The sequence below is a fragment of the Rhodococcus sp. 2G genome (assembly GCF_001886355.1).
GTDB lineage: Bacteria > Actinomycetota > Actinomycetes > Mycobacteriales > Mycobacteriaceae > Rhodococcus > Rhodococcus pyridinivorans.
Genome location: NZ_CP018063.1, coordinates 3,555,908 through 3,567,977, shown reverse-complemented (window position 1 = coordinate 3,567,977; position 12,070 = coordinate 3,555,908). Strand labels below are relative to the sequence as shown.

11 protein-coding genes are annotated in these 12,070 nt (G+C 67.3%); 7 read left to right on the top strand and 4 right to left on the bottom strand.

The window, feature by feature from the left end:
• Window positions 1-15 precede the first annotated feature (15 nt).
• Complete coding sequence (locus BO226_RS16645) at window positions 16-255, bottom strand: hypothetical protein (RefSeq protein WP_156895237.1); 240 nt, start codon at window positions 253-255, stop codon at window positions 16-18.
• A gap of 301 nt (window positions 256-556) precedes the next feature.
• On the opposite strand from BO226_RS16645, the gene BO226_RS16640 reads away from it, so the two are divergent.
• The 5 genes from BO226_RS16640 to BO226_RS16620 all read left to right on the top strand — a co-directional run bounded on the left by BO226_RS16640 (window position 557) and on the right by BO226_RS16620 (window position 7,619).
• Window positions 557-1,555, top strand: coding sequence for a zinc-binding alcohol dehydrogenase family protein (locus BO226_RS16640; RefSeq protein WP_071936497.1), 999 nt, complete (start codon window positions 557-559; stop codon window positions 1,553-1,555).
• A 172-nt stretch (window positions 1,556-1,727) separates the two neighbouring features.
• Entirely contained in the window at window positions 1,728-2,141 is a 414-nt protein-coding gene (locus tag BO226_RS16635) for an SPW repeat protein (RefSeq protein ID WP_006552605.1), read from the top strand.
• Between the two features lie 225 nt (window positions 2,142-2,366).
• Window positions 2,367-2,822, top strand: coding sequence for an ANTAR domain-containing protein (locus BO226_RS16630; protein WP_198040569.1), 456 nt, complete (start codon window positions 2,367-2,369; stop codon window positions 2,820-2,822).
• A gap of 217 nt (window positions 2,823-3,039) precedes the next feature.
• Window positions 3,040-6,498 (top strand): indolepyruvate ferredoxin oxidoreductase family protein, encoded by a 3,459-nt coding sequence (locus BO226_RS16625; RefSeq protein ID WP_071936496.1) that lies wholly within the window; start codon window positions 3,040-3,042, stop codon window positions 6,496-6,498.
• 35 nt (window positions 6,499-6,533) lie between these two features.
• Complete coding sequence (locus BO226_RS16620) at window positions 6,534-7,619, top strand: Glu/Leu/Phe/Val family dehydrogenase (protein WP_071935737.1); 1,086 nt, start codon at window positions 6,534-6,536, stop codon at window positions 7,617-7,619.
• Between the two features lie 90 nt (window positions 7,620-7,709).
• Here the strand turns inward: BO226_RS16620 and BO226_RS16615 are convergent, their stop codons facing one another.
• The gene (locus BO226_RS16615) at window positions 7,710-8,216 is read right to left on the bottom strand and encodes an Lrp/AsnC family transcriptional regulator (protein ID WP_071935736.1); all 507 of its coding nucleotides are present in this window, start codon (window positions 8,214-8,216) and stop codon (window positions 7,710-7,712) included.
• Window positions 8,217-8,435: 219 nt separating this feature from the next.
• Here BO226_RS16615 and BO226_RS16610 point away from each other — a divergent pair, with 219 nt between their 5' ends.
• Both BO226_RS16610 and BO226_RS27130 read left to right on the top strand, forming a co-directional pair.
• Window positions 8,436-9,971 carry an amino acid permease gene (locus tag BO226_RS16610; protein WP_071935735.1) on the top strand — a complete coding sequence of 512 codons (1,536 nt, stop codon included), beginning with the start codon at window positions 8,436-8,438 and terminating at the stop codon, window positions 9,969-9,971.
• Window positions 9,972-10,075: 104 nt separating this feature from the next.
• Window positions 10,076-10,225 carry a hypothetical protein gene (locus tag BO226_RS27130; RefSeq protein ID WP_006553103.1) on the top strand — a complete coding sequence of 50 codons (150 nt, stop codon included), beginning with the start codon at window positions 10,076-10,078 and terminating at the stop codon, window positions 10,223-10,225.
• A gap of 427 nt (window positions 10,226-10,652) precedes the next feature.
• On the opposite strand, the gene BO226_RS16605 is transcribed toward BO226_RS27130, so the two are convergent.
• Window positions 10,653-11,042 carry a hypothetical protein gene (locus BO226_RS16605; protein ID WP_071936495.1) on the bottom strand — a complete coding sequence of 130 codons (390 nt, stop codon included), beginning with the start codon at window positions 11,040-11,042 and terminating at the stop codon, window positions 10,653-10,655.
• Between the two features lie 223 nt (window positions 11,043-11,265).
• Window positions 11,266-11,940 (bottom strand): PaaI family thioesterase, encoded by a 675-nt coding sequence (locus BO226_RS16600; protein WP_071935734.1) that lies wholly within the window; start codon window positions 11,938-11,940, stop codon window positions 11,266-11,268.
• Window positions 11,941-12,070 lie beyond the last annotated feature (130 nt).

Genomic DNA, 12,070 nt, shown 5'->3' with positions numbered 1-12,070 from the left:
GCTTCGGTGTGCGTGTCACACCAGATCTCGCGGCGTCCGGCGCTGCCAGCTCTCCGAGTGGACGCGACGATCGCCGTGATCGTCGTCGAACACGTATTCGTCGGGCTCCACAAGCGTTTCGTAGTCGAGCAATCCGTGGAAGCTCACCTGGTCGGCGCCGCGTACGGTCTCCAGTTCCTTGCGCTGGATGTCGGTGAGTCCGAGGACGAAGATGTTGGTGCTTGTTGATGAAGCCTTCCCGCTCCCTTGCATCACAGAACAAACCGGTAACGAAACAAACCGTCGGGAAGGTACTTTCACGCGCAACCGCCCCGGCTCGCGGGGGCCGGGGCGGTTGCCATCGAGGATGGATCAGGGGTGTCGTGCTCGACGGCCTCCATGCACCCGGGGAGGTGCTTCTCCATCTCCCGATGGTCCTCGGTGAGAATGGTGACGACACCTGAGCCGGGTCGTGCGAATCGGCGGCACCTTCTGTGCTGCTCATGTAAGAAGGGGTTCACTGGTGTCGAGATCGGCAAACACACGGGAGGCGAGAGCCGTGGACGAACCCCGATCGATGCGAGCGTGGCGCGTGGTGGAGCCCGGCCCCGTCGCCGGTCACCCTTTGCGGTTCGAATCCGTCCCGCTTCCCGAGACCGGACCGAACGATCTTCTGGTGCGCGTGCTGGCGTGCGGTGTGTGCCGCACCGACCTGCACGTCGCCGAGGGCGATCTCCCCGTCCACCGGGCGGGTGTCGTCCCGGGGCACGAGGTGGTCGGGGTAGTCCATCGAGCGGGGGAGGCGGTCGAAGGGTTCGCCGACGGCGACCGCGTCGGCGTGGCCTGGCTGCGTTCGACCTGTGGGCAGTGCCGCTACTGTCGTCGTGGCGACGAGAACCTGTGTCCGGATTCGAGATACACCGGTTGGGACGAGGACGGCGGGTACGCCGAGTTCGTCGCCGTACCGGCGGCGTACGCCCTCCCGCTGCCCGACGGATACGAGGACGTCGAACTCGCTCCGCTCCTCTGTGCCGGCATCATCGGCTACCGCGCGCTGAAGCGCGCCTCGGTTCCCGACGGCGGGAGGCTCGGCATCTACGGCTTCGGCGGCAGCGCCCACATCGCGGCGCAGGTCGCCCTGGCGCGAGGTGCCGAGGTGCACGTCATGACGAGGAGTGAGGACGCGCGGAATCTTGCTCGCGAACTCGGGGCCGCGTCGGTGCAGGGCGCCGCGGACGCACCACCGGTGCCCCTCGACGCCGCCATCCTCTTCGCACCCGTCGGCGACCTCGTGCCGCCTGCACTCGAAGCACTCGACCGCGGCGGCATCCTCTCGATCGCCGGCATCCACCTGACCGACGTTCCGCAGCTGAACTACCAGCGGCACCTGTTCTACGAGCGCGAGATCCGGTCGGTGACCGCCAATACCCGTAAGGATTCTCGGGAGTTCCTCGCGTTCGCCGGGCAGCACCGCATCAGGGTCGCGACGATGCGATACGGGCTGGGCGACGCCGATCGCGCGCTGGCGGATCTCGCCGGCGACCGCGTGCGCGGCGCTGCCGTCCTCGTCCCCTGATGGTCCGGATCGATACGGTGCGCTCCGCCCGAGATCACCAAGTCGGGACTTTCTACCCTACGGGAACATCCCGTCCGGGACGACGATAATGGTGTCGGACCCAGGAGGGCCCCTCGGACTTCTCACCCACGAGGAGATGAGGACAATGTCGACATCATCGGCTCATTCTGCAATGCACACCCATCCCGACATCGTCGAGATGCGCGAACGCTACGACCGGATGGGCGAACAGCCCACAGTCCAGGTCACCGACGGATTGATGATGGTTGCCGGTCTGTACGCGGCGGCATCCGCCTGGATCATCGGCTTCGCCGATCAGACGGCACTCGCCACCACCAATCTGATCTGCGGCCTCGCGGTCGCAGTGCTCGCCATGGCACTCGGTTCGGCCTACGGCCGCACCCACGGCCTGGCGTTCGTCGCGCCGCTGCTCGGTCTGTGGTTGTTCGTCTCGCCGTGGCTGGTCAGCGGAGTAGATACCAGTACGTCCATGATCTGGTCCCATGTCATCGTGGGTGCGATCGTGTTCGTCCTGGGCGTGGCCGCGGCTGCGATGGGAACCGGCCTGATGGACCGTTCGCGTTGACGGTGCAGTAGCCCGGGATGCAGTAACCCGGGTATACGGGACCCGGGCGGTGCTGCCGGCTGCATGTCTGAACCGGCAGCACCTCACCGGGTGCGGCGTCCGGACACCGATTCCGGCTACCGAGGGCTATACCCCTCGGTCGAACGCTGCAACCCCGTCGCCGTTTCGATGCCACGATGCAGTATGGACACCGGTGAAGGCCGCGGCGCTCGTAGTGCGAACTCGGTGAGGTTCGAACGACAATTGCGAGAATCCATCGAGGAACTCGCTCGTGAGATGCACGACGACCGATGGCCCGCGTTCGCTTCCCGAGCGGCCCGTCTGGGTGCTCGCTCCATGCTTGCGGTCCGGCTCTACACGAAGGACGACACGATCGGAGCCCTCGATCTGCGCAGCTCGCAGGTGGGTGCGTTCGACGACGGCAGCGTCGACATCGCCTCGACCCTGGCGACGCATGCGGCCTTCGCCGCGGTGGCCGCGGTGCGCGAGGAGCAGTTCCGCGCGGCCCTGGCTTCGAGGGATGTCATCGGGCAGGCGAAGGGCGTTCTCATGGAACGCTTCGGCATCGACGCGGAGAGCGCATTCGAAATGCTGCGCAGGTTGTCCCAGGAGCGCAATCAACTCGTGCGCGACCTTGCCGTCGAGGTGGTCGAGACCGCCCGACCTCCGCGTGAACGGTAGAGCGAATCCTCCCCAGGCGGATGCGCCGGATCGTCCGGAACTGAGCACCGTGCGCATCCATCCAGTGTGTCGTGCATCACATCTAATCAAAATGATGCGCTGGAAAATCTTATGTTGACGAGTTCGCCTAGCTCAATCAACTATTGCTGTACCAAATGACGCGATCGAAGTGGCGCAGACACAATCGGACGCCGCGACGAAGGACGGGTGGTACGCAATGACCGAGACCGTAATCCGGGAGAGCGAACGACTTCCCTACGACCTCGACGACCGATATCGCTCGGGCTCCGGCACCGTGCTGCTCACCGGCGTCCAGGCCATCGCCCGGATGTTCGTCGAACAGCAGGTACGGGCCATGCGGGACGGTCGCCGGGTGGCGACCTTCGTCTCCGGATATCAGGGCAGCCCCCTCGGTGGTCTCGACAAGATGCTCCACGGCATGCCGAAGGTCCTCGCCGAGCACGACATCACCTTCGTGCCCGGATTCAACGAGGAACTCGCCGCCACCGCCGTATGGGGCAGCCAGGGACAGCTCGGCGCCGGCACACCAACCCACGACGGCGTCGTCGGCGTCTGGTACGGCAAGGGCCCCGGCCTCGACCGCGCCACCGACGCACTGCGTCACGCCAACATGTACGGCGTGAACCCGAACGGCGGCGTGCTGCTCATGGTGGGCGACGACCCCGCGTCGAAGTCGTCGACCGTGCCCGCCGTCAGCGAGCGATCCCTCGCCGCCCTCGGCATCCCGGTCCTGTTCCCGCGCAACGCCGCCGAGATCGTCACCCTGGGCCTGCACGGCGTCGCGCTGTCGCGTGCCTCGGGCTGCCTCGTCGCCCTCAAGATCGTCGCGGACGTCGCCGACGGCGCCTGGTCCGTCGACGGCTCCATCTCCGACCTGCCCATCACGGTCCCCGAGATCGAATGGGAAGGAAGGCCGTTCGTCTACAAGCAGCGCCCCATGGCCGCGCCCGGCGACAGCGTCATCGCCGAGGCCGACCTCTACGGCCCGCGCTGGAAGATCGTCCAGGAATACGGTCGCCTCAACGGCCTCGACGTGATCGAGGTCGACCCGCCGCAGGCCCGCGTCGGCCTCGCCGCCACCGGCACCACCTTCGACGCCCTGCGCCAGACCCTGCTCGACCTCGGTGTCGACGACGCCGCGCTGCACCGCGCCGGCATCCGCCTGCTGCGCATCGGCATGCCGTACCCCATCGGTCCCGAGATCGTCCGCGAATTCGCCCGCGGACTCGACGAACTGATCGTGGTCGAGGACAAGACCGCCTTCGTCGAGACCCAGATCCGCGAGATCCTCTACGGCACCGCGAACGCCCCGCAGATCGTCGGCAAGAAGGACGCCGACGGCCGCCCGCTCGTGCCCGTCGACGGTGAGCTCACCGCCGGTCGCCTGCGCGGCCCGCTGCGTCGCGTGCTCCGCGGCCACGTCGAACTCGGCCCCGCACCCCTGCCGCAGTTGTCGCTCGAGGTGCTGTCGACCCAGCGCACCCCCTACTTCTGCAGCGGCTGCCCGCACAACCGATCCACCGCACTGCCGGAGGGTTCGATCGGCGGCGGCGGCATCGGCTGTCACACCCTCGTCACCCTGTCCGGCCGCAAGGACAGCGCCGTCACCGGCCTGACCCAGATGGGTGGCGAAGGTGCGCAGTGGATCGGCCAGGCGCCGTTCACCGACATCGGCCACATGTTCCAGAACCTCGGCGACGGAACCTACTTCCACTCCGGTCAGCTCGCCGTCCAGGCGTGTGTCGCCGCCGGCGTGAACATCACCTTCAAGCTGCTCTACAACGACGTCGTGGCGATGACCGGCGCGCAGGACGCCGAAGGCGCCCTGAAGATCCCGGCGCTGACCCACAAGCTCACCACCGAGGGCGTCCGCAAGATCATCATCTGCTCCGACGAACCGAAGCGCCTCCGCAAGCGCACCCTTGCCCGCGGCACCGAGGTCTGGCACCGCGACCGGCTCGACGAGGCGCAGAAGCTGCTGCGCGGGATCGAGGGCGTCACCGTGCTCATCTACGACCAGCACTGCGCCGCCGACGCGCGCCGTCAGCGCAAGCGTGGCACCCTGCCCGCCCGCACGACCCGCGTCGTCATCAACGAAGCGGTGTGCGAGGGCTGCGGCGACTGCGGCGTCAAGAGCAACTGCCTGTCGGTGCAGCCGGTCGACACCGAATTCGGTTCGAAGACCCGCATCGATCAGACCTCCTGCAACACCGACTACTCGTGCCTCGACGGCGACTGCCCGTCCTTCGTGACCGTCGAGACGTCGCCGGAGAAGCCCAAGCGCCGCAAGGCTCCGACCCCGCCGCGCATCCCGGACGCCGCCATCGACACCCCGAAGGGCACCCGCAACGTCTTCCTCGCGGGCATCGGCGGCACCGGCATCGTCACCGTCAACCAGGTGCTCGCCACGGCCGCGCTACGCGCCGGATTCGAGGTCGAGTCGCTCGACCAGATCGGCATGAGCCAGAAAGCCGGCCCGGTGGTCTCCCACCTGCGCTTCGCCGCCGACGGACTCGAGCCCGGCAACCGCGTCGGCCCGGGCGGTGCCACCGCTCTGCTCGCGCTCGACCTGCTCACCGCGACCGAGCCGAAGAACCTCGCCTACGCGAACCGTGAGGAGACCGTGGCGGTCGCGTCGACGAGCCGCGTCCCCACCGGCGACATGGTCTACGACCGCTCTGTCCGGCATCCCGACGAGCACGACCTGCTCGCCCGCCTCGACACCGCGACCCGCACGACCGTCTCGTTCGACGCCCTCGCCGCAGCCCAGGCGCTGTTCGGTGAGACCTCGGCCGCGAACTTCCTCGTCGTGGGCGCCGCCCACCAGCTCGGCGGACTCGAGATCCCCGCCGACGCCATCGAGGAGGCCATCGAGATCAACGGTGTGGCCGTCGCGACCAACATCGCCGCCTTCCGCTGGGGCCGGGTGGCCGTCGCGGATCCCGCGGCCTTCGCCGCCGCGACCGCACCGGCCCCCACGGAGCGCGCCGCCACCGTCGCACCGGAGCGTCTGTTCGCCGGCACCACCTTCACCGGCGAGGTCGAGCGGCTCGTGCGGATCCGCGCCGCGTCGCTGATCGACTTCCAGAGCGAAGCCCTCGCCGCCCGCTACATCGCGCAGGTGCAGGCAGCCTGGGAGGCGGAGCGCCGCGTCACGAACCGCACGGACTTCAGCGAGGCCGTCGCCCGCGGACTGTTCAAGTTCACCGCCTACAAGGACGAGTACGAGGTCGCCCGCATGCTCGTCGACCCGGCCTTCCTCGACGAGGTGCAGGGCCAGGTCCCCGGTGGGCGCAAGCTCACCTACCGCCTGCACCCGCCGGCGCTGCGCGCACTCGGCCGTGAGAAGAAGGTCGGCTTCGGACCGAAATCGCATGTCGCGCTGAAGGCTCTGGCCAAGGCGAAGCGTCTGCGCGGCACGAAGCTCGATCCCTTCGGCTACGCCCACGTCCGCCGCGTCGAGCGCGCTCTGCTCGCCCACTACACCGCCACGATCCAGCGGCTCGCCGCCGGCCTGGACGTCGACTCCTACGACCGCGCCGCCGAGATCGCGGCCCTGCCCGACATGGTGCGCGGCTACGAGGACGTCAAGCTCCGCTCCGTCGAGCAGTACCGGGCCCGCCTCGCCGAGCTCGGCATCGACACCGACTTCTGAAGCACGAACACCCTCTGCTGCAAAGGAACCCACCGATGACCACCTCTGCCCTCGACCTCCCCGAGTTCACCACGTCCGACGGCGTGTTCGGCCGCTCGGCCCGTCTGACCGACCGTCCGCACGAGCAGGTCGTCTTCCATCACGACGCGGCCACCGGCTTGCGCGCCATCGTCGCGATCCACTCCACCGCACTCGGACCCGCCCTCGGCGGCACCCGCTTCTACCCCTACGCGGACGAGATGTCGGCACTCGAGGACGTGCTGCGACTGTCGTGGGGCATGACCTACAAGGCCGCGGTGTCCGGTGTGAACCTCGGTGGCGGCAAGGCCGTCATCATCGGTGATCCGAAGATGGACAAGAACGACGAACTGCTCGCCGCCTACGGACGATTCGTCGAGTCACTCGGTGGTCGCTACATCACCGCCGCCGACGTGGGAACCCGCGCGGAGGACCTCGACGTGGTGGGCCGGCACACCGCCCACGCCGTGGGGCGCACCGTCGCCGCCGGCGGATCCGGTGACAGCTCGCCGCTGACCGCACTCGGTGTCTTCCAGGCCATGCGTGCCGGCGCTCGGACGGTCTGGGGCGAAACGACTCTCGCGGGTCGCACGGTCGGTGTCGAGGGTCTCGGCAAGGTCGGCTACGAACTCGTGAAGCTGCTCGTCGCCGACGGTGCCGAGGTGATCGTCTCCGACGTGAACCCCGCCGCGGTCGCCCGCGTGGTCGACGAGTTCCCGGCGCAGGTCACCGACAACGTCGTCGCCTCGTCCGCCGACGTCTACGCCCCGTGCGCTCTCGGTGGCACGCTGACCTCGATCACCGCTGCCCACCTCGACGCACGTCTCGTGTGCGGTGCGGCCAACAACCAGCTCGCGCAGCCCGAGGTGGAGGGCCTGCTGGGCAAGCGCGGAATCGTCTGGGTACCCGACTATGTCGCGAACGCGGGCGGACTGATCCAGGTCGCCGGCGAGGTCGACGGATCCGCCGCCGACGTCGTCCGCGAGCGGGTGGAGTCCATCTTCGACCGCACCGCCGAGATCTTCGACGTCTCCAGCACTCTCGGCGTCACGCCGGGCGCAGCGGCCAACCGGATCGCCGAGCGCCGCATCGATACTGCCTGATCCGCACAGGGGAACTGATCCGCACAGGGGAACTGATCCGCACAGGGGAACAAGGGGAGGCGCCGCGAGGTGCCTCCCCTTCTCGTGTCTTCAGGAGTTTCCGGCCGACGAGGAACGCCCGTGCCCCGCATCGCGGGTGATGTGCTCGACGAGTGGCTGCGTCCGGTACTCGATCGGCGTGGTGAGCGCGAGCGTCGTGGTGGTGTGCGCGACGCCCTCGATGGCGTGGAGCCGTTCGAGGACCAACAGGAGGTCCTCCTGGGACTGCGCCGCCATCCGGATCAGGAGATCTTCCCTGCCCGTTGTCGCGTGGACCTCCAATACCTCTGGGAATCGGCCCAATTGGGCGATCACATGCCCCATCCGTGCCTGGACGAGCTCGGCGCCGATGAACGCCTGCAGCGGCACACCCAGCTTCGGCAGGTCGACGACCGGTCGGTATCCGGTGACGGCACCGGACTCCTCGAGTTTTCTGATGCGCGACTGCACGGTGTTGCGGGCGATGCCGAGCTTCGCCGACAGGTCGACGATTCCTGCCCGGGGGTTGTGCGTGAGCTCTCCGAGGAGAGCTGCGTCGAGCCGGTCGAGACTGAACACGATGACACCCTTTCCGTTGTGATGCGCGTCACCACTCGAGCATAATGCTCAGCCGAACAGAAAGATATTGACACTTCACGAGCCAGTGCCATGATTGCTACATCGAATGCTCACGCAAACACGGCTTGCTGCAACGTAATGCGCGCGAAGTGAGCGACATGCCTACCCCTCGCCCGGACCGGGCGTGGCGGGCGCCGCAATCACCCCGAGGAGCACACAATGCCCGGAGTCGGCATCTGGCGGACCAAATCCGTCGAACAGTCGATCGCGGATACCGATGAACCCGGTTCGCGGCTACGACGAGAACTGACCGCCAAGGATCTGACCGTGTTCGGCGTCGCCGTCGTGGTCGGAGCCGGAATCTTCACCCTCACCGCCCGCACCGCAGGCAATCTCGCCGGACCGTCCATCTCGCTGGCGTTCGTCCTCGCCGCGATCGCGTGTGGTCTCGCTGCACTGTGTTACGCGGAGTTCGCCTCTGCGGTACCGGTCGCCGGCAGCGCCTACACCTTCTCCTACGCCACCTTCGGTGAATTCGTCGCCTGGATCATCGGATGGGACCTGATCCTCGAGTTCGCCCTCGCCTCCGCGGTTGTCGCCAAGGGATGGTCGATGTATCTCGGGGGCATGTTCGGCGGGGACGCATCGATCGACCTCGGACCGATCACGGTCGACTGGGGGTCACTGCTCATCGTCGGCGCCATCACGATCATCCTCGCGATCGGCACCAAGGTCTCGTCGCGGGTCTCCGCCGTCGTCACCGCCATCAAGGTCGCGGTGGTCCTGCTCGTCATCGTCGTCGGCATCTTCTACATCGACAAGTCCAACTACTCGCCGTACGTCCCGCAGGCCGAAGAGGCGGAGAGCGCCGCATCCGGTCTGCATCAGTCGCTGTTCTCGGCGCTCACCGGCGCGGGCGGCAGCACCTACGGCTGGTACGGCCTCCTCGCCGCAGCGAGCCTGGTCTTCTTCGCCTTCATCGGCTTCGACGTCGTCGCCACCACCGCCGAGGAGACCAAGAACCCCCAGAAGGCCCTGCCCCGCGGCATCTTCGGTTCGCTGGCGATCGTCACCGTCCTCTACGTCGGCGTCACGCTCGTGCTCACCGGCATGGTGAAGTACACCGACCTGCGCACCGGCAGCGAGCTGGTCGGTGACGGCAGCGCCACGCTGGCCACGGCCTTCGAGGCACACGGCATCACCTGGGCGCAGATGGCCATCAACATCGGTGGACTCGCCGGCCTCACCACCGTCGTGATGGTGATGATGCTCGGCCAGACCCGCGTGCTGTTCGCGATGTCCCGCGACGGACTCGTCACCCGCAAGCTCGCCGTCACGAACCACAAGGGTGTGCCCGTGCGCATCACCCTGATGGTCGGTGGTGTCGTGGCCGTCCTCGCCGCAGTGTTCCCGATGGGTGTGCTCGAGGAGATGGTCAACATCGGCACGCTGTTCGCCTTCGTCCTGGTCTGCGTCGGCGTGATGGTGCTCCGTCGTACCCGCCCCGACCTGCCCCGCGGATTCCGGGTGCCGCTCGTGCCGCTGGTTCCGATCCTCGCGGTCCTCGCCTGCGGCTGGCTCATGCTCAACCTCTCGGTCGAGACGTGGATCCGCTTCACTGTCTGGATGGTCCTGGGAGTGGCGATCTACTTCGTCTACGGTCGCCGCAAGTCGGTGCTCGGACAACGCCTGAAGTTCGAGGCCGCGCAGCAGGAAGCCGCGAAGCACGAAGCGAGGGAACCCGAACCGGTGTAGATCCGTCGTCCACGAGCCCGCCCGCAACGAATCGGTGTGGGCGGGCTCGTGTGTTCCGGCGGTTCCGGGTACCCGACCGGAAGGAAAGCAGACACCGTCCGATCGTGACGCCGGAAGAGGAGGAGATGGCGCCGCAGTGCGCCCACTGCCACTGCCGCATCCTCGGGCACGGCGTGGAGTCGGCGGATGCCGTCTTCTGCTGCGCGCATTGTGCTCGTCAGGCCGGGCACGCCGAGCTGGCGGATCGTGCCTGACGGAAGAGTGCGAAGCGCGTGAAAGCGGCAGAACGGACTCTGCGAGTTGATCTTTCGGTGAACTCGAGAAGGACCTATGCACGCGAGTGAGCAGATTGCTCTATGCTGTGAACAGCGCCGCAGAGACGAAGGTCACAAGGGTTACCCGGCGTTTCGTCCGAACGCAGGACAAATCGGACATCGGGACCTGATTACCATCGATCTGCCCCTGTCGTCGGGGAGGCCGACAGGGAAGGGCCCCCGCCAGCGATTCGAGGGGAGGAGCCGGCGGGGGCCTCGCGCTGTATCTCCTGTGTCGGGGAGGACTCTAGGGAGACACGGCCACCTACGCCGTGGCCGCTTTGGAGCTTAGGTGACAGCTGGGCACTCGTCCAGAGTCGATACTGAAACGAGACCTGAGAATCTTCTCGGGGTCGAACCGAGACGTTCATCCTGCTTTGCGGCGGATGGGGCCCGTTTCGACGTCGCTTTCCGCCGGAAAGACGGGGGTCGGCATGGCTCTGGACCGGTCGGGATGCCTGCGGTACGCCGCCGGTCGCTGCGAACGCCGCCGGCGCCGACGGTTCCGCGTCGTCCAGAAACCCCAGGCTGCGATGCACACGCCCACTCCCGAGAGCAGGTCGGCCTCGGTCAGTCCGTGGTTCGGCGTCACCGAGTACAGCACACGACCCTCGAGAGGTCCGTTCATCAGCACCCAGAGCCCGGAGGCCACGAACGCGGCCGAGCTCGACAGCAGGTGGGGGCGCGAGAGGCACCACGTCGACGCGGCGAACAACGAACACATCGCGACGAGCGAGTAGAACACGGCGTTCTGCACGGTCGACTCCTCTCGCTCCTGCCGGATATCGATCAACTGTACTGGCGGAGGAGTCGGACCTACCGAGTCGCAAGTCGTGACCCTCGCAACAGGAGCATCAGCTCAGGCGTTGCAGGGTGACGGTCATCAGAGCAAGCACCTGATCGTCGGCTCCGGCGTCCGGAGGTTCACAACACACGGGTGAGGCTCACAACCCTGATGGTCGACCATGGGCGTTGTGAGCCTATTCGGGTCTCGGTATCTCCGCGAACGAGTCGCGCTGCTGAACCATCCACACCGGAGCGATGAAGATGCCTTCCGCTTCCACGCAGATCCCCTCCGGGTCGGCGATGTGCCCCACGACGAACGCCTTACGTCCCTCGACGCGGTCGAGTTTCGCCTCCACGCGCAGAGCGCCGAGGGGAGTGCGCTTGCGGTAGCGGATGGTGAGCGTGCCCGTCATTCCCGGATGTCCCGAGATACGCGCGGCGTCGCCGAGGATCTGGTCGAGCAGCAGTGCGGAGACCCCGCCGTGCACGTGCCCGGCCGGCCCCTCGTAGACGGGACCGAGGTGGATGTCCGCCCACACGCGGCCGTCGTCGTCCTCGTGGATGTCGCCGATCGGGGCGATGGCGTTGCGCAGGCCTATTGCGGCGTTTCCCCAGTTACGGAATCGGCCCGAATCGTTGAACCGGGTGCCGTACGGCCCGTCCTCCCGGTCGCGTTCGAGGATCTCGCGCGCAGCTGCGAGATGTTCCCGCGCCCGCGCGACGTCGTCGGCATCCACACGCGTCTGCAGTGCGAGCTGGATCAGCTCGCGCACGTCCTCGGTGAGCGGACCGTAGGTGGCCCTCTGCTGATCGATTTCCTCGTCGGACAATCCGTCGTTGACGTAGAGCTCGAGGATGGAATCGGTCATCAGGGTTCTCCGGATCGTGAGCGTGGTGAAAGAAAGTAGTCGACCGCGCGCACTGTGGACGAGTCAAGTTCTGCTGCCGCTGTCCGGGATCGCCGCAAAATCCGTAAAACGGACCGTTCTGTACGAAAAC